Source organism: Limimaricola sp. AA108-03, assembly GCF_050847355.1.
GTDB lineage: Bacteria > Pseudomonadota > Alphaproteobacteria > Rhodobacterales > Rhodobacteraceae > Limimaricola.
On the sequence record NZ_CP193755.1, the window covers coordinates 2942490 to 2960575 of the forward strand.

Sequence of the window (18086 nt, forward strand, 5' to 3'; positions counted from 1 at the left end):
TCACTCCACCGGGCGCTGCGGCGGCCGCATGCCGCCGATCGACATTGGCGCGAGGATCGACAGCGACATCGACGAGGCGCGCCCCTCCGGCGTGACCTCGACGGCGGGCGGCACCGGCGCGGGTTCGGTCGCGGCGATAACCGTGTCGGCGTCGCGCGCCTGCGGCCGCACGAAGGGCGGCTTGCCGTTCAGGATGTCCGTGAAGTTCACCGGTCCGGTCTCGCCGGTCAGCCGCGCCCGGTAGACCGGGATCGATTCGCTCACCCGCATCACGTAGTTGCGGGTCTCGGTGAAGGGGATGTGCTCGATCCAGTCGACGACGTCGGCCTGCCCGATCCGCGGATCGCCGCGCTCGGCCATCCATGTGCGCGGTCGCGAGGCACCGGCATTGTAGCCGGCAGAGATCATCACCGGGCTCTGGCCGAAGGTCTCCTCGAGATAGGCGAGGTAGCGCGAGCCGAGCTTGGCGTTGTAGCGCCAGTCTGTGGTCAGCTTGGAGCGCGAATAGGGCAGGCCGAGCCAGCCCGCGACCTCTTCGGCGGTGGCGGGCATCAGCTGCATCAGCCCCAGCGCGCCCACCGGACTGCCGACGCCGATGTTGAACTCGCTCTCGCGGCGGGCGATCGACATTGCCAGCTCGGGTGCCACCGGCAGCTCGGTCTCGGCGAGGGCATGCAGCGGGAAATAGATCTCGGGGATGACGATCTGCCTGTAGGCCGCGGCCTTGCCCAGCGTCAGCGCCAGATGCGTCTCGTCGCGCTCCATCAGCATCCGCCCGAGCTGCGCGATGCCCTCGCGGTCGAGCGAGCGGCCCAGTTCCACGACGAAGCGCAGCGCGTCGCCATACTGCCCGGCGTCGAGCAGGAAGGCCACGGCCTGGGTGCGGTCATCCTTGAGGAACGCGCCCTGGCGCCAGTCGGCCACCGGCTCGTGACCGGTGAGCGCCGGATCGAGCGACAGGCCGAGCTTTTCGGCGGCCAGCAGCCCGTAGAAGGCGGTCTGGTGCAGCGCCGCGCGCGCATAATCGAGAGCCGCCTGGTCATAGGCACCCCGGGCCTCGCGCGCCCGGCCCTGCCAGTAGCCGGCCCGAGCCAGCGAGATCGGGCTTTCGACGTCGCTCTCGAGGTGCTGGAAATGCTCCAGCGACTTGGCGGGATCGTCGAGATAGGTCAGCGCGATATAGCCCGAAAGCCATTCGAGATCGGCGTAGAAGCTGCCCTCGGTGAGGAAGTGCTGGCTGGCGAGCTTGTAGGCCCGCTCGGCCTCGCCCTGCCGCATCAGCCAGCGCGCCAGCGTCGCGCGCCACGAGGCCCAGCGGAACGGATCGCCGAGCGCCTCCTCGCTGCCGGTATGGCGCTCGATGATCTCCAGCGCCTCGGTGTAGTCGCCCTTGTCCGCGAATCGGTTGAACCGGGCATTGGCGATGCCGGGCGTGTCGCGCAGCCGCTCGGGCACCCGGCCCAGCATCTGCGCCGCGCTGCGGTCGCGAATCAGCGCCACGCGCGCCTCGGCGACGCGGCGTTCATCGGCGGACAGCGTGTCGAACAGCCGCTGCGCATCGGTAATGCGCCAGCGCCAGAGCATCGCATCGACCCGGTCGGCGTGATGCGGCGCGAGGATGTCGCCGAAGGCCTCGACCATCGCGGCATGACCGGTACCGTCGAGCCCCAGCGTCAGCCAGCTCTCGACCAGCATCTCGCGCGCGGCGTCCACCTTGCCCTGGGCCATCAGCGCCTCGGCCAGGCGCACCGCCCCCTCGCCGGTTTCGGGCGCGTTGTCGCCGAACCAGGCGATCACCTGTTCGGGCGGCAGGCCCTTGGGCATGTCGCGCTCGCCCTCGGCGCGGATCTGCTCGAGTCGCGGCCAGTCGGGATGCGCCGCGACGAAGGCGACGTAATCCTCCCAGGCGCCCTGCCCGGCCTGCAGTCGTTCCCAGGTCACAAGATCGAGCGCCACATCGCCCAGCGGCGCCGCCAGCGCCCGGGCCTGGGTCCAGTCGCGGCGCTCGGCCGCATCGAGCGCGGCCTCGATATCGGCCTTGGCCGGCAGCGCGGGGGCCCAGAACGCCAGAACGGTGGCGAGGGCGGTGGAGAATCGGATGGGTGTCGTCATGCGTGGCTGCTCCGGGATTTCCGTGTCTCTCGGCATGGACCGTCAACCTAAGTGTACCGGGTTAAGGCGCAACTCACAAACTTGGCAAGCCGCGGAAAGCCGTCTAGGGTCCGCGCGATTTTACCCCCCCGGACTCAGGACGCCTCACATGTTCAAGGGATCGCTCCCGGCCCTCGTCACACCCTTCGCAGATGGCCAGGTGGACCTCGAGACGCTGAAGAAACTGGTCGAATGGCACATCGCTGAGGGCAGCAACGGCCTCGTACCCGTCGGCACCACCGGCGAGAGCCCGACCCTGACCCATGAGGAGCACGACCTCGTCGTCGAGACCGTGGTCAAGACTGCCGCCGGCCGAATCCCCGTGATCGCCGGCGCCGGCTCGAACAACACGACCGAAACCGTGCGGCTGGTCGAGGCGGCCAAGGCCGCGGGCGCCGATGCCGCCCTCGTGGTCACGCCCTATTACAACAAGCCGACGCAACGCGGGCTGGTGGCGCATTTCATGGCCGCCGCCGAGTGCGGCCTGCCGATCGTCATCTACAACATCCCCGGCCGCTCGGTCGTCGACATGACGCCCACCACCATGGGCGAACTGGCCCGCCACCCGATGATCATCGGCGTCAAGGACGCGACCGGCGATCTGAGCCGGGTGCCGAAGCAGCGGATCCATTGCGGCGCCGATTTCCTGCAACTCTCGGGCGAGGACGCGACCGCGCTGGGCTTCAACGCCCATGGCGGCCGGGGCTGCATCTCGGTCACCGCCAACGTCGCGCCGCGGCTCTGCGCCGAGTTCCAGGATGCGACGCTCCGGGGCCGCTACGACACCGCGCTCGACCTCTTGGACCGGCTGATGCCGCTGCACGAGGCGATCTTCATGGAGCCGGGCGTGGCGGGCGCGAAATACGCGATGAGCGTGCTCGGCCTGTGCCGCGACGAGGTGCGCTCGCCGCTGACCACGCCGCTCGAAGGCACGCGCCTGGCGATCAAGGACGCGCTGCGCCATGCCGGGCTGATCGGGCACTGAACCGGACCGGCCCCGCGGGGGGCTGGCCGGGCGCCATGCGTATTTGAAGAAAGATGAACCGGAGGGGCGGTGCTGGACTTGCGCGCCCCGCATCCCTAGATCGGGCGCATGGCCAAGAAAGAGCAGAACAAGAACTACAAGGTGATCGCCGAGAACCGGCGGGCCCGCTACGACTACGCGATCGAGAGCGATCTCGAATGCGGGATCATGCTGATGGGGTCGGAGGTCAAGAGCCTGCGCACCGGTCAGTCCAACATCGCCGAGAGCTATGCCGCCGTCGAGGATGGCGAGCTGTGGCTCACCAACGCCTATATCGCGCCCTATGACGCGGGCCGCACCTTCGGCCACGAGGAACGGCGCAAGCGCAAGCTCCTGGTCAAGCAGAAGGAGCTGGTGCGACTGTGGAACGCCACCCAGCGCGAGGGCATGACCATCGTGCCGCTGGTGATGTATTTCAACGATCGCGGGCTGGTGAAGCTGAAGATCGCCATCGCCAAGGGCAAGAAGCTGCACGACAAGCGCGCCACCGAGGCCAAGCGCGACTGGGGTCGCCAGAAGCAACGGCTGCTGCGCGAAGGGGCCTGAGCGGCTTGCACCCGGCGGGCCGGGGGGCTACTGCTCCGCCCGAGCGCCCCGACCCGAGGTAACGCATGCCCGAGACCGCCGACGATCCCCGCACGCTCGTCTCCACCCGCTGGCTGGCCGAGCGGCTGAAGGACCCGGACCTGCGGATTCTCGACGCGTCGTGGTATCTGCCCGACACCGGGCGCGATGGCCGCGCCGAATACCGCCAGGCGCATATCCCCGGCGCCCGTTTCTTCGACATCGACGACATCTCGGACCACCGCAGCGGCCTGCCCCACATGGCGCCGCCGCCCGAGAAATTCGTCTCGAAGCTGCGCGCCATGGGCGTGGGCGACGGCCACCGGATCGTGGTCTATGACGGCGCCGGGCTGTTCTCGGCGGCGCGGGTGGGCTGGCTGTTCAGGCTGATGGGCAAGGAAGAGGTGGCGGTGCTCGATGGCGGGCTGCCGAAATGGCGCGCCGAGGGCCGGCCGCTCACCGCCGAGGCCACGCCGCTGCGCGACCGGCACCTGACGGTGAATCCGCGCCGCGACATGGTGGTCGATGCCACCGAGGTGGCCCGTGCCGTCAAGCTCGGCAGCCATGTCATCGTCGACGCCCGCGCCTCGGCCCGGTTCGAGGGCAGCGCGCCCGAGCCCCGCGCCGGGCTGCGCGCGGGTCACATCCCCGGGTCGCGCAACCTGTTCTTCCGCGAATTGCTGCGCCCCGACGGCACCATGAAGGACGAGGCGGGCATCCGCGCCGCCTTCGCGCAGGCGGGCGTCGATCTCGACCGCCCAATGATTACCAGTTGCGGCTCCGGCGTGACGGCGGCGGTGCTGTCGCTGGCGCTCGAGCGCATCGGCAAGACCGACCACCAGCTCTATGATGGCTCCTGGTCCGAATGGGGCATGTACCCCGACCTGCCGGTGGAAACCGGCCCCGCCAAAGACAACCTCGAAGGATAGACATGTTCGAGCATCTGACCGACCAGCCGGCCGACAAGATCCTGGCGCTGATGAGCGCCTACAAGGCCGATCCGCGCGACGACAAGATCGATCTCGGCGTCGGCGTCTACAAGGACGCCGAGGGCCGCACCCCCATCATGCGCGCGGTCAAGACCGCCGAGGCGCGGCTGCTCGAGACCCAGGAGACCAAGAGCTATACCGCGCTCGCGGGCGATCCGGCCTTCGCCGACGCGATGATCGAACTGGTGCTCGGCGACACGCTGCCGCGCGACCGCGTCGCCGCCGTGGCGACCCCGGGCGGCACCGGCGCGGTGCGTCAGGCCTTCGAGATGATCGGCATGGCCGCGCCCGAAGCCACGATCTGGGTCTCCGACCCGACCTGGCCGAACCACCTGTCGATCCTCAAGCATCTCGATGCGAAGACCCGCAACTACCGCTATTTCGACAGCGAGACCCGCTCGGTCGACATGGCCGGCATGATGGCCGATCTGGCCGAGGCGCAGCCCGGCGACGTGGTGCTGCTGCATGGCTGCTGCCACAACCCGACCGGCGCCAATCCCAGCCCCGAGCAGTGGGACGAGATCGTGGCGACGCTCAAGGCGCGCCACCTCGTGCCGATGATCGACCTCGCCTATCAGGGCTTCGGCGACGGTCTCGACGCCGACGCGGCGGCCACCCGGCTGATCGCGGGCGCGCTCGACGAGGTGATCATCGCCGCGAGCTGCTCGAAGAACTTCGGCATCTACCGCGAGCGTACCGGCATCCTGATGGCGATCGGCCGCGACGTGCCGCAGACCCGGAAGGCGCAGGGCACGCTGGCCTATCTGAACCGGCAGAACTATTCCTTCCCGCCCGATCACGGCGCGCGGGTGGTCACCACGATCCTCACCGATGCCGAGCTGCGCGCCGACTGGCAGGCCGAGCTCGAGGAGGTGCGCACCGGCATGCTGCGGCTGCGCGAGGCGCTCGCCTCCGAGCTCAAGCGCCTGTCGAACTCGGATCGCTTCGACTTTCTGGCCCAGCATCGCGGCATGTTCTCGCGTCTCGGCGCCGCGCCCGAGCAGGTGGCGCGGCTGCGCGACGATCACGGCATCTACATGGTCGGCGACAGCCGCATGAACATCGCCGGTCTCAACGACCGCACCATCCCGGTGCTCGCGCAGGCGATCATCGACGTCGGCGTCTGAGGCGCCACCGCTTCTCTGTACGTTACCGGACGCCGCCCCTCGGGGCGGCGTTTCGCGTTTCCGCCCTGCGTGGCAGGGGAATGGCGGAATCCGCCACTTCCTCACGAATCCGCGAAACTTTTGATCCCGCCCGGTGGTTCTGCCAGCGAAACGGGTCCGAGGCCATGCTTCGGAACCCGCTCAAGCAAACCCAAGGAGGTCGACATGGCCAACACTGGCGAGACGATGGACCAGAAGGCGAAACGGGCGGCCGCCGACGCCAAGAGCGGCGCGGCCGAATTCGCCGATACCGCCCGCGAGCGGGCGCGCGAGATGGCCGATGAGGCCAAGACCCGCGCCTATGATTACGGGCGCGAATACAAGAACGAAGCCGCGAACGAGACGTCGAAGATCGCGGCGGCGCTGCGCAAGGCCGCCGACGACCTGCATGACGGCTCGCCGCAGGAGCGCGTCTTCGCCAAGCTCGCCGATACCGTGGCCGATACCGCCGACGGCATCCGCGACATGGAGCTCGACGAGATGGCCTATGCGGTCAATGATTTCGCGCGCCGCAACCAAGCCGCCTTTCTCGGTGGCGCGGCGCTGCTCGGCTTCGTCGCGGCCCGCTTCATGAAGGCGTCGGCCCGGCATGACGATCACCGCATCGGCAGCTATGGCACGAGCGGCGACTACGGCCGGGATGACCGCTATTCGCCCGATGTGACGCCCAATGATTACGACGATGACGATCGGGTCTCGCGCCCGGTGCCGACCTCGTCGCCCACCACCAGCGCCGCGCCGCGTCCCGCGCCCACCGGCACCACGCAAAGCACGGCGCGTCCGGCTGCGACGGGCACCGCCGGCACGACCGGAACCGCCAGCACCGGCGCCACGACCGGCACCGCCGGGACCTCGTCCTCGACCGGCTCGACGGGTTCGACCGGGTCCACCGCGTCGAAGGGTTCCAGCGCGACCGGCTCCACCGGCTCGGTCGGCGGCATCGACAAGCCCGATGAAAAGCCCGAGATCCCCGGCGCGCCGCAGCCCGGTACAACGGGGGCGGTAAAGAAATGACCCAGACAGATCCGCACCACGACACCCCCGGGACCGTGCACCGGGTCGAGAGCAAGAGCACCGCGTCGCTGCTGTCGGAGGCGCTGAACCATGTGAGCGGCCTCGTGCGCAAGGAGGTCGATCTGGCCCGCGCCGAGATGTCGCGCGCGGTGAGCCGTGCCGGCATGGGGATCGGCCTCATCGTCGCCGCGGTGATCCTGAGCCTGACCGCGTTGAACGTGCTGGCCGCCGCCTTCGTGGCCTGGCTGGCCGAAACCGGCCTCGGCGCGGGTTGGTCCTCGCTGATCGTCGGCGGCGTGATCCTCGTGATCGCCGCGATCCTCGTGAAGGTGGGCATCAACCGCGTGAAAGCCGTGACCAACGCACCAAAGCGCAGCGCCGAGAGCATCCGCCGCGATGCCGCTGCCGTCAAAGGAGCCATCAATGACTGACCAGACCCGTTCCCCCGAAGAGATCGAGCGCGAGATCGAGACCGAGCGCTCGGAATTGCAGCGCACGATCGACGACCTGCAGGAGCGCCTGTCGCTCGACGGGATCCTGCGCTCTGTGACCGACAGCGTGACCGACAACGCCTCCGATATCGGCCGGACCATCTCGACCACCGTGCAGCGCAACCCGGTGCCGATCGCGCTGGTCGGCGCGGGCCTCGCATGGCTCGCGGTCTCCAATGCCCGCGGCAGCCATGAGGACGAGCGCTATGCCGGCGAGGTCGATTATCGCGGCCAGCGCGACTATGCCCGCTCTGGCCGCCTCGGCGCCGATCCCTACCTGTCGCGCAAATACGGCACCGACAAGATGGACGAGCCGCGCGGCCCGGTGCACGCGACGCCCGAGGATCACGGCGATTCGCCGTGGCACGAGCCCCGCTCGCGCGGCGGCGCCCTGCGCGATCGCGTCAGCGGCGCGATGGGCGGCGCCAAGGGCCGGATCGGCAAGTATCGCGAGCGCGCCCGCGCCCGTGGCGCCTCGATGGGCGCCTCGGCCCGCAGCCTGCGCGAGCGCATCGCCGACGGCACGCACGGCATGTCCGAAGAGGGCAAGAAGCGCGTGATCGCGGCGCGCACCCGCGCCTACGAGGCGCAGGTGAAGGCCGAGTACTACGCCCGTCAGGGACGCGACCGCGCCGCCGGCCTCTACGACCAGCAGCCGCTCCTCGGCGGTCTTCTGGCGATGGCGGCGGGTGCCGCCGTGGCAGCGATGCTGCCGCGGACCCAGCGCGAGGACGAGGCCTTCGGCGCCTATCGTGACGACCTGATGGACGAGGCCTATCGCGTCTACGAGGAAGAGCGGGCGCGCCTGACCGACGTGGCGAAGGCCACCGCCGAGGATGCGCGCCAGCAGGCCGAAGGTCTGGCCCGTACCGTGCAGGAGGACCTCAAGGACGCCGCGACCGACGTGCAGGGCCGGGCCCGCGAGGCGGCCGAGCACGTGGCCGATACCGCGAAGTCCGAGGCCCAGAAGAAGGATGTGGGCGCCAGCGCCCAAGCCGAGGCGGAGAAGGCCCGCCAGAAGGCCGGCGGCCACTGAGCGCGGCCTCCTTCCAAGACGTGAAAAGGCGCCCCGCGGGGCGCCTTTTCCTTTGGCTTCTCCTTGCAGGCGGCCCGGACGCCGAGGCGTCCGGGCCCTGTCCACCTCGGGCCCCCGGGGGAGGTCAGCTCGGGGTGAAGTCGGGATAGGCCTCCATGCCCAGCTCGGCCATGTCGAGCCCGGTGACCTCGGCTTCTTCGCCGACCCGGATGCCCATGACGGCCTTGAGCACCATCCAGACGACGAGGCTGACCACGAAGGTGAAGACACCGACGATGACGATCGGGACGATCTGGCCCGCCAGGGTGGCGTCGGGGTTGGTGAACAGCACCGCGATGGTGCCCCAGATGCCGCAGAACAGGTGCACCGGGATCGCGCCGACCACGTCGTCGATCTTCATGCGGTCGAGCATCGGCACCGCGAAGACCACGATCACGCCGCCCACCGCGCCGATCAGCGTCGCCGCGCCGAGCGTGGGGGTCAGCGGTTCGGCGGTGATCGAGACGAGGCCCGCCAGCGCGCCGTTCAGCACCATGGTGATGTCGGGCTTCTTGTAGAGCAGCTGCGTGAAGACCAGCGCGGCCACCGCACCGCCCGCCGCGGCGGCGTTGGTGTTGGCGAAGATCCGGCCGATATCGGCCACGTCGCCCACTGTGCCCATCGCCAGCTGCGAGGCGCCGTTGAAGCCGAACCAGCCCATCCACAGGATGAAGGTGCCGAGCGTCGCCAGCGCCAGGTTCGAGCCCGGCAGCGGGATCACGCGGCCATCCTTGAACTTGCCCGCCCGGGCGCCCAGCACCAGCGCGCCGGCCAGAGCCGCCCAGCCACCGACCGAGTGCACCACGGTCGAGCCGGCGAAGTCGAGGAAGCCCCACTGGCTGTCGAGGAAGCCGCCGCCCCATTTCCAGCTCGCCTGGATCGGGTAGATCAGGCCGGTCAGCACGATGGTGAAGATCAGGAAGGGCCAGAGCTTGATACGCTCGGCCAGGGTGCCCGAGACGATCGAGGCGGTGGTCGCCGCGAACATCAGCTGGAAGAAGAAGTCGCCCGAGGTCGCGGCATAGCCGTAGTCGTCGGCTCCGTCACGCCCGATGCCGACCGCTTCCATCACCGCGACGCCGAAGGCGCCGAGATAGCCGCCGGTCTCATCCGAGCCGATCGACCAGTTGCCCAGCGGATACATCAGGTTGTAGCCGATCAGGTAGTACATGATCCCGGCGAGCGAGAAGAGCGCGACGTTCTTCATGCACTGCATGGCGACGTTCTTGGAGCGCACCAGGCCGGCTTCGAGCATGGCGAAGCCCGCCGCCATCCAGAACACGAGGAAGCCGCCGATCAGGAACAGCAACGTGTTGAGGATGAAGGCGGTGTCGGTCGCGGCGGCGATGCCCGCCTCGATCGCGGCGGGTTCGGCGGCCTCGGCCGCCTCCTGTGCGAAGGCCGGGCCGGCCATCAGGCAGGCAAGCGGCGCAAGCCCGCGAAGCGGGGTTTTCCAGTTGGTCATTCCTTGGTCTCCTGGGAGGGTCGGCTCAGAGCGCGTCGTCGTTGATTTCGCCGGTGCGCACGCGCAGCGCGCTCTCGACGTCCAGCACGAAGATCTTGCCATCGCCGATCTTGTCGGTACGGGCGGTCCTGGCGATGGTCGCCACCACCTGCTCGGCCAGCCCCTCGGGGACCACGATCTCGAGCTTGACCTTCGGCACGAAATTCACGGCGTATTCTGCGCCGCGATAGATCTCGGTGTGACCGGACTGGGAGCCGAAGCCCTTGATCTCGGTCACCATCATGCCGCGCACGCCCTGCGAGGTCAGCGCCTCGCGCACCTCCTCGAGCTTGAACGGCTTGATCGTTGCGATGATGAGTTTCACGTCGGTCCCCTTGTGGCGTCTCGGTTCGACTGCCCTCAACAGCCCCGCATCCTGCCTTGGGGGCAAGCTTCGGCGCGGCTGTTAAATGCCCCGCACCGGGCAGGATGCACAATTTTTGCACAATGGCGGATAACTGCTCGATTCGTGGGCGGCATAAAAAAGCCGACATCGCAAAACCGGGCTGCTCAACATTCCGCTGCGATGCGGCTATGGTGGCGCCAATCATAACGGACAGGCATCGGCAGATGAGCGCGAGCAACGGCAGGAAACCGCCCCTAACTGCGGAGCGGCGCTACGGCGCGGGCGGCGGCAAGGGTGGTGGCAAGGGAAGCGGCGGCGGCAACAGGCCCGGCGCGGCAAAGCCCGCAACGCCCGCCGCCAAGACACGCCGTCGCGCCGCCAAGCCCGCCAAGGCGAGGCCGCGCGGCCCGCTGGGCTGGCTCTCGGCGCTGGTGTCGGGGCTCGTACGCTTCGTGATGCGGGTGATCTGGGGCATCGGTTGGCGCGTCGCCGTGGCGCTGAGCCTCGTGGTGGGTCTCGGCGTCGCCTATTACGCGGCGCAACTGCCCCCGGTCACCAACCTCGTCGATGGCCGCGCCCGCGGCTCGGTGACGCTGCTGGACCGCGATGGCGCGACCTTCGCCTGGCGCGGCGACCAGTTCGGCGGCATGGTCACCGCCGACACCATCAGCCAGCATCTGCGCAACGCCGTGGTCGCGACCGAGGATCGCCGCTTCTGGTGGCATCCGGGCATCGACCCGCAGGGCATCGCCTCGGCGGTCCGCATCAACCTCTCCGAAGGGCGCGGCCCGCTCTCGGGCAATGGTGGCTCGACCATCACCCAGCAGACCGCGAAGCTCTTGTGCCTCGGCAAGCCCTTCGACCCGGAGGTCTGGAAGAACGAGAGCGAATACGAGGCCGACTGCCGTCGCACCACGCTGTGGCGCAAGGTGCAGGAGGCGGTCTACGCGATGGCGATGGAGGCGCGCTATACCAAGGAGGAGATCCTGACGATCTACCTCAACCGCGCCTATCTCGGCGCCGGCACGCGCGGCTTCGAAGCCGCCTCGCAGCGCTATTTCGGCAAGCCCGCCTCGCAGGTGAACCCGGCCGAGGCGGCGATGCTGGCGGGGCTTCTGAAGGCGCCCACCACCTACGCCCCCACCAACAATCTCGGCCGCAGCCAGAGCCGCGCCAACGTTATCGTCGGGCTGATGCAGGAGCAGGGCTATCTCACGGCCGCCGAGGCCGAGGCGGCCCGCGCCAGCCCCGCCACGCTCTCGGCCACCGCGCAGCAGGATCAGGGCGGTTATTTCGCGGACTGGGTGATGGATACCGGGCCCGAATTCTTCACCCGTGACACCACCGAGGATGTGGTGATCCGCACCACGCTCGACCCGCGCATCCAGACCGCCGCCGAAAAGGCGCTGCTGCAGGTGTTCGAGGAACGGGTCAGCCCCGGCTCCGAGGCGCAGGCCGCGATCGTGGTGATGAGCGCCGACGGCGCGGTACGGGCCATGGTCGGCGGCCGCAACGTCAGCGCCTCGGGCGCCTTCAACCGCGCCACGCAGGCGCTGCGCCAGACCGGTTCGTCTTTCAAGCCGTTCATCTACGCCGCCGCCCTCGATCTCGGGATGCAGCCCTACGATCTGGTGGATGACAGCCCGCTGACCATGAACATCCCCGGATCGGGGTCGTGGTCGCCCGAGAACTACGACCGCAAATATGACGGCATGGTCACCCTGACCGAGGCCCTGGCCGAGAGCCGCAACATCCCGGCCGTGAAGGTTTCCGAGCAGGCCGGCCGCGAGAACGTGCGCACGGTGGCCTCGATGTTCGGCATCGACAGCGACCTCGCCGCCGGGCCGGCGCTGGCGCTGGGCGTGTCGGAGAGCACGCTTCTCGAGATGACCGGCGCCTATGCGGGCATCCTCAACGGCGGCTCGTCGGTGACGCCCTACGGCCTCGTGGAACTGCGGCTCAAGGGCGACGACACGCCCCTGATGGGCACTGGCGGTGGCATCGGCGAACGGGTGATCAGCCAGGACGCCGCCGAAAAGCTCACTTGGATGATGAGCCGCGTCGTGGCCGAGGGCACCGGGTCCCGCGCCCAGATCGACGGGTGGGAGATCGCGGGCAAGACCGGCACCACCCAAGGCGCGCGCGACGCCTGGTTCGTGGGTTTCGCGGGCGATTACGTCGCCGGCGTCTGGATGGGCTATGACGACAACCGACCGCTTTCGGGCGTCACCGGCGGCGGCCTGCCCGCCACGATCTGGCGCGAGACCATGGTCCGCGTGCTCGAGGGCCAGCCGGTGAAACCGCTGCCGATGCGGGTGCCCGAACCCAGCCAGGCCACCGGCGCCATCGCCGATAGCGGCAATGTCTCGCCCTCGAACGGGCAGGCCAGCGATCCCGAGACAGATCGGCTGTTGCGGGAAATGCTCGGCACGCCCGAGGGCCAGCAGCAGCCTCAACCACAGCCGCAGCCGACTGGCGAGGCCTCCGGTAGCCGCGAGCGGATGATTCTCGACGTGTTGACCAACATTCTCGGCGCGGCCACGAACTAGATCAGTTCGGCTCCCCCGCACCGATGGCGCGGGCCGATGTGCCGCCCCTGGCATCCGGCCCGCCTTCGTCCTCTTCCCCGTTTTCCTCGGGCGACGCCTCGTCCTTATCGGAGGGCGGGGCACCGGTTTCGGGGGCGGCCGCGCCCCCTGCCGGTCCGGGCAAGGCTGTGACGGCCGGCACTTCGACCTTGGGCAACTCGATCCGCGGCAGTTCGACCACGGGCAGCACCACGCGGGGTGGCGGCAACCCGTCGCCCCCGCCATTTGCCTCCGCTTCGATCTCCGCGCCCGTCTCAGCGGTTTGCTGCGCCTCCTGCGCTTCGGCCGTGCAGCGCTCGTAGCGGAAGGCATAGCCGTCCCAGAGCATGATCAGGCCCTCATCCTCTGCCGCGCGCATCAGCAGCGCCCGCTCGCTCCATCTGGTATCGCCGGCGCTGCACTCCATCGTGTAGAGGGTGGCATCCATGTCGACCACATCGACCGGGCGCGTCATCCGGCACTCGCTGTCGATCCCTTCGAACAGACCCTCAGCGATCCGCAGCGCTCCGCCTTCCTCGCCAATCTTGGTGCAATCGGCATCCCGGCTGAGCCGGTAGGTGCCGTCATAGGGCGCGGCTACCGCACCGCCGGCCAAGAGCGTCGCCAGTGCCAAGCCACCGATCCAGCGGCTGTTTTTCATGAAGTCATCGGACATGGAGTGAAAGCTAGCGGCAAGAATCCGCAGGTCCAGAAGTCGTTGCAAGACAATCGCTGCAGCCTTGATCGCAACATGCTACCCAGCTTGCCGCGTTTGCTCTACTAAGGGTGACGTAGCGGACCTACGGGGAAATGAGGCCGAGATGACACATGATGCAGGCGCCGTGGGCGCCGCAGAACTCCGCGCTGCGCGCAACCAGAGCCTATGGCTGTTCTGGGCCGTGGCGATCTTCAGCCTGATCGTCAACGTGCTGATGTTGACCGGTCCGCTCTACATGCTCAACGTCTATGACCGGGTATTGGGTTCCCGCTCGGTCGCGACCTTGGTGGCATTGTCGGTGCTGGTGGTGTTCCTCTACGCGATGATGGGGCTTCTGGACATGGTGCGCGGCCGGGTGATGAACCGGATCGCGGCGCGGTTCCAGGCCCGGCTCGACCAGCGCGTCTTTTCCGCGGCGTTGCGCGCCAGTTCCGGCCAGAAGGCCCGCGCCGAGGCCGCCACCGCCCAGCGCGACCTCGAATCGATCCAGCGCTTGATCGCGTCGCCGGCCCTGATGGCCAGCTTCGATCTGCCATTCGCGCCACTGTTCTTCCTCGGCATCTTCATCTTCCATCCGATCCTGGGCTTCCTCGGTCTGGCAGGCGCAGCGGTGCTGATCGTGATGGCGCTCGCCAACCAGCTGATGACCCGCAAGCAGTTGGAGGAGGCCAACGCCACCTCCTTCCGCTCCGAACAGCTCGGCACCCAGATCCGTCAGGACAGCGACATGGTGCAGGCACTGGGCATGCGCGGCGCCGCTTTCGGGCGCTGGAACGAGGCGCGTTCGCGCTCACTGACCGCCTCGATCGACGCCACCGATACCGGTGGCGGCTTCTCCGCCGTGATCAAGGCGTTTCGGCTTCTGCTGCAATCCGCGATGCTGGGCCTCGGCGCCTATCTGGTGCTGCAGGGCGAGATGACCCCCGGGGCCATGATCGCGGGTTCGATCCTGCTCGGTCGCGCGCTGGCGCCGATCGAGATGATCGTCAACCAGTGGCCCTCGTTCCAGCGCGCCCGCGAGGGCTGGCACCGGCTCGCCGTGCTGCTGGGTGAGGTTCGCCCCGAAGAGCCTCGCACCACCCTGCCTCGCCCCCGAGCCCGCATCTCCTGCGAGCAGGTCACCGTGCTGCCGCCCGGCGAGAGCCAGGCCGCGTTGCGGATGGTGAGCTTCGTCGTGGAGCCGGGTCAGGCGGTCGGCGTGATCGGCCCGTCGGGTGCCGGCAAATCGACGCTGGCGCGCGCCGTGACCGGCCTGTGGCGCCCCGCCGCCGGAAAGATCCGCCTCGATGGCGCCAGCCTCGACCAGTACGACCCCGACGTTCTGGGCAGCTATGTGGGCTACCTGCCGCAGCAGGTCACCCTGTTCGACGGCACCATCAAGGAAAACATCGCCCGGATGTCGCGCACACCGGATGACGCGGAGGTGGTACGCGCCGCCAAGGCCGCGGCCGCGCATGAAATGATCCTCAAGCTGCCGGATGGCTACGACACCCCGGTCTCCTCCAAGGGCGGCCGCCTCTCCGGCGGCCAGATTCAGCGTATCGGTCTGGCCCGCGCGCTCTATGGCGACCCGGTCTTCCTGGTGCTCGACGAGCCGAACTCCAACCTCGACAACGCTGGCAGCACTGCCCTGAACCAGGCGATCCGCGACGCCAAGGAGGCCGGGAAATGCGTACTGATCATGGCGCACCGTCCCGCCGCGATCGCCGAATGCGATCTGATCCTGATGATCGAGGGTGGCGGCCGTCGGGCTTTTGGCCCCAAGGACGAGGTGTTGCGCGAAATGGTGCAGAATCATCGTGAAATCGCTGCCTCCGGCGGCAAGGGCGGAGGCGTCTCGTGAACCGCAAACCCCTTTCTCCCGCGGACGGCCCGTCGGCCTGGTCGGCGGCACGGCCCTTGATCGTGGGCTTTCTCGCCCTCGCCGTGCTGCTCGGCGGCTTCGGCACCTGGGCCGCGATGAGCCAGATATCCGGGGCCGTGGTGGCGTCGGGCCGGGTCGAGGTCGATCAGAACCGGCAGGTCGTGCAGCATCCCGATGGCGGCGTGGTCGAGGAGATCCTCGTCGACGAGGGCGACGAGGTGGAGGCGGGCGACCTGCTGATCCGGCTCGACCCCGAGGAGATCCGCAGCGAACTGGCCGTTGTCGAAGGCCAATTGCTCGAAGTGCTGGCCCGCCGGGCCCGGCTCGAGGCCGAGCGCGACAACACCCAGGAGCTTAACTTCGACCCTCTGCTTCTGGAGACCGACAACGAGGTCGCGCCCGAACTGATGGAGGGTCAGCGTCGGCTGATCGAGGCGCAGCTCGAAAGCGAGCAGCAGCAGGCCGACCAGCTGGCCCGCCAGCGCGAGCAGATCGCCGACCAGATCGTCGGGCTCGAATCCCAACAGACCGCCGTGGCCAAGCAGCTCGAGATCGTCGAGAAGGAGCTGGCGGACCAGCAATCCCTGCTCGACCGCGGCCTGGCCCAGGCCCAGCGGGTGCTGGCGCTGCAGCGCGAGCAGGCCAACCTGCTCGGACGCGAAGGCGAGTTGAAGGCCTCGACGGCGCAGGCCGGTGGGCGCATCGCCGAGATCGAGATCGAGATCCTTAAGCTGGCCTCGACCCGGCGGCAGGAGGCGATCAGCCAGCTGCGCGATCTGCAGTTCAACGAGATCGAACTGTCGAACCGCCGCCGCGCGCTGCTCACCCAGCTCGACCGCCTCGACATCCGCGCCCCGGTCGGGGGCATCGTCTACGGCCTCACGGTCTTCACCCCCCGATCGGTGATCCGCGCCGCCGAGCCGATCATGTACATCGTGCCGCAGGACCGGCCGCTGGTCATCGCCACTCAGGTGCAGCCCACCGATATCGACCAGCTGTTCCTGGGCCAGGATGTCAGCCTGCGCCTGCCCGCCTTCGACCAGCGCCGCACCCCGGAGCTGACCGGCGAGGTGGTGCAGATCTCGGCCGACGCCTTCCAGGACGAGGGTCAGGCCATCTCCTACTACCGCGCCGAGATCCGGTTGCCGGAGGGCGAGATGGACAAGCTGCCCCAAGACATGACCCTGATCCCCGGCATGCCGGTCGAGGCTTTCATCCGCACCAGCGACCGCACGCCATTGGCCTATCTGGTCAAGCCGCTGGCCGATTACTTCGCCCGCGCCTTCCGCGAGGGCTGAGCCGACGTTGCCCTTGGGTCCGGCGCGAGCTAGCTTGCGCCGGACCAAACACCCGGAGGGACATCATGGGCATCGCCGCGAACATCGACACGAAACTGGCCGAGATGGGGCTCGCGCTTCCCGAGGCGCCGAAGCCCGCGGCCAATTACGAGCCCTTCGTGATCCATGACGGGCTGCTGCACGTGTCGGGCCAGATTTCGGCCGGACCGGACGGGCTCATCACCGGCCGCCTCGGCGACAACATGACCACCGAAGAGGGCGCCAAGGCCGCCCGCGCCTGTGCGCTGAGCCTGCTGGCCCAGGCCCGCGCCGCCTGCGACGGCGATCTCGACCGCGTCGTGCGTCTGGTGAAGCTGACCGGCTTCGTCGCCTGCACCCCCGATTTCACCGAGCAGCCCAAGGTGATCAACGGCGCCTCCGACCTGATGGCCGAGCTCTTGGGCGAGGCCGGCCGCCATGCCCGCGCCGCCGTCGGCGTGGCCGCGCTGCCGCTCGGCGTCGCGGTCGAGGTCGAAGCCGTCTTCGCCCTCGCATGAGCCGCACCGCCCCGGCGCTGCCGCAGGGCTTTCTCGACCGGCCCATCGCGCATCGCGCCTTTCACGGCGCGGGGCGCCCCGAGAACTCGGCGAGCGCGATCCGCGCCGCGATCGAGGCGGGCTATGGCATCGAGATCGACGTGCGCGCCTCGCATGACGGCGCGGCCATGGTGATCCACGATGCCGCGCTCGACCGGCTGACCCGCGAACGCGGGCTGGTCGCGTCGCGCGATGCCGCGGCGCTGCAGACGCTCCAGCTGATCGGCAGCGCCGACACCATCCCCACCCTCGAACAGGTGCTCGACCTCGTTGCCGGCCAAGTGCCGCTGCTGATCGAGATCAAGGATCACGACTACACGCTCGGCCCCAATGTCGGCGTGGTCGAACCTGCCGTGGCCCGGGCGCTCGAAGGCTATGCGGGCCCCGTCGCGGTGATGTCGTTCAACCCGCACGCGGTGTCCGAGATGGCCCGCCTCGCCCCCGACCTGCCGCGCGGTCTCGTCACTTGCGCCTTCGAGCCCGAGGACTGGCCCGACCTGCCGGCCCGTACCGCCGCGCGGCTGCGCGAGATCCCCGATTACGACAATCTCGGCGCCAGCTTCATCAGCCACGAGGTGCGCGATCTCGACCGGCCGCGCGTCGCCGAACTGCAGGCGCAGGGTGCCAAGATCCTGTGCTGGACGACCCGCTCCCCCGAGGAGGAGGCCGCGGCGCGGCGCATTGCCGACAACGTGACCTTCGAGGGCTACCTTCCGGGGCCCGCCACCGCTTGACCCGAC

Annotated in this window: 16 protein-coding genes; 12 read left to right on the top strand and 4 right to left on the bottom strand. The window is 69.0% G+C overall.

From position 1 onward, the window contains the following. Positions 1-2112, bottom strand: coding sequence for a transglycosylase SLT domain-containing protein (locus ACRAQ3_RS14335; protein WP_432255071.1), 2112 nt, complete (start codon positions 2110-2112; stop codon positions 1-3). Between the two features lie 148 nt (positions 2113-2260). Here ACRAQ3_RS14335 and dapA point away from each other — a divergent pair, with 148 nt between their 5' ends. From dapA to ACRAQ3_RS14370, 7 genes are all read left to right on the top strand, one after another. After that, positions 2261-3136: a 4-hydroxy-tetrahydrodipicolinate synthase gene (dapA, locus tag ACRAQ3_RS14340; RefSeq protein ID WP_269397490.1), complete on the top strand. Its 876-nt coding sequence runs from the start codon at positions 2261-2263 to the stop codon at positions 3134-3136. Between the two features lie 108 nt (positions 3137-3244). After that, entirely contained in the window at positions 3245-3721 is a 477-nt protein-coding gene (smpB, locus tag ACRAQ3_RS14345; RefSeq protein ID WP_269397489.1) for an SsrA-binding protein SmpB, read from the top strand. Positions 3722-3786: 65 nt separating this feature from the next. Next, the gene (gene sseA, locus ACRAQ3_RS14350) at positions 3787-4668 is read left to right on the top strand and encodes a 3-mercaptopyruvate sulfurtransferase (protein WP_432255072.1); all 882 of its coding nucleotides are present in this window, start codon (positions 3787-3789) and stop codon (positions 4666-4668) included. A gap of 2 nt (positions 4669-4670) precedes the next feature. After that, positions 4671-5855 (top strand): aromatic amino acid transaminase, encoded by a 1185-nt coding sequence (locus ACRAQ3_RS14355; protein ID WP_269397487.1) that lies wholly within the window; start codon positions 4671-4673, stop codon positions 5853-5855. 204 nt (positions 5856-6059) lie between these two features. Beyond that, complete coding sequence (locus ACRAQ3_RS14360; RefSeq protein ID WP_432255073.1) at positions 6060-6908, top strand: hypothetical protein; 849 nt, start codon at positions 6060-6062, stop codon at positions 6906-6908. Continuing rightward, a complete protein-coding gene (locus ACRAQ3_RS14365) occupies positions 6905-7339 on the top strand; it encodes a phage holin family protein (protein WP_269397485.1) in 435 nt (144 codons plus the stop codon). Before ACRAQ3_RS14360 ends, ACRAQ3_RS14365 begins: the two co-directional genes overlap by 4 nt. Then, positions 7332-8435, top strand: coding sequence for a DUF3618 domain-containing protein (locus ACRAQ3_RS14370; RefSeq protein WP_432255074.1), 1104 nt, complete (start codon positions 7332-7334; stop codon positions 8433-8435). The genes ACRAQ3_RS14365 and ACRAQ3_RS14370 overlap by 8 nt, the downstream gene beginning before the upstream one ends. 124 nt (positions 8436-8559) lie before the next feature. Here the strand turns inward: ACRAQ3_RS14370 and ACRAQ3_RS14375 are convergent, their stop codons facing one another. Next, entirely contained in the window at positions 8560-9939 is a 1380-nt protein-coding gene (locus ACRAQ3_RS14375; protein ID WP_432255075.1) for an ammonium transporter, read from the bottom strand. A 25-nt stretch (positions 9940-9964) separates the two neighbouring features. Next, complete coding sequence (locus ACRAQ3_RS14380) at positions 9965-10303, bottom strand: P-II family nitrogen regulator (protein WP_085895393.1); 339 nt, start codon at positions 10301-10303, stop codon at positions 9965-9967. 245 nt (positions 10304-10548) lie between these two features. On the opposite strand from ACRAQ3_RS14380, the gene ACRAQ3_RS14385 reads away from it, so the two are divergent. Further along, complete coding sequence (locus tag ACRAQ3_RS14385) at positions 10549-12873, top strand: transglycosylase domain-containing protein (RefSeq protein ID WP_432255076.1); 2325 nt, start codon at positions 10549-10551, stop codon at positions 12871-12873. Between the two features lies 1 nt (position 12874). Here ACRAQ3_RS14385 and ACRAQ3_RS14390 read toward each other — a convergent pair whose 3' ends face one another. Continuing rightward, positions 12875-13567: a hypothetical protein gene (locus tag ACRAQ3_RS14390; protein WP_432255077.1), complete on the bottom strand. Its 693-nt coding sequence runs from the start codon at positions 13565-13567 to the stop codon at positions 12875-12877. 145 nt (positions 13568-13712) lie between these two features. On the opposite strand from ACRAQ3_RS14390, the gene ACRAQ3_RS14395 reads away from it, so the two are divergent. The 4 genes from ACRAQ3_RS14395 (at position 13713) to ACRAQ3_RS14410 (ending at position 18080) form a co-directional block, all read left to right on the top strand. Further along, positions 13713-15452, top strand: a complete 1740-nt coding sequence (locus tag ACRAQ3_RS14395) for a type I secretion system permease/ATPase (RefSeq protein ID WP_269397480.1) — start codon at positions 13713-13715, stop codon at positions 15450-15452. Continuing rightward, a complete protein-coding gene (locus ACRAQ3_RS14400) occupies positions 15449-16771 on the top strand; it encodes an HlyD family type I secretion periplasmic adaptor subunit (protein WP_432255078.1) in 1323 nt (440 codons plus the stop codon). Before ACRAQ3_RS14395 ends, ACRAQ3_RS14400 begins: the two co-directional genes overlap by 4 nt. Before the next feature lie 65 nt (positions 16772-16836). Beyond that, positions 16837-17307 carry a RidA family protein gene (locus tag ACRAQ3_RS14405; RefSeq protein WP_432255079.1) on the top strand — a complete coding sequence of 157 codons (471 nt, stop codon included), beginning with the start codon at positions 16837-16839 and terminating at the stop codon, positions 17305-17307. After that, positions 17304-18080, top strand: coding sequence for a glycerophosphodiester phosphodiesterase family protein (locus ACRAQ3_RS14410; RefSeq protein ID WP_432255080.1), 777 nt, complete (start codon positions 17304-17306; stop codon positions 18078-18080). Before ACRAQ3_RS14405 ends, ACRAQ3_RS14410 begins: the two co-directional genes overlap by 4 nt. Positions 18081-18086 lie beyond the last annotated feature (6 nt).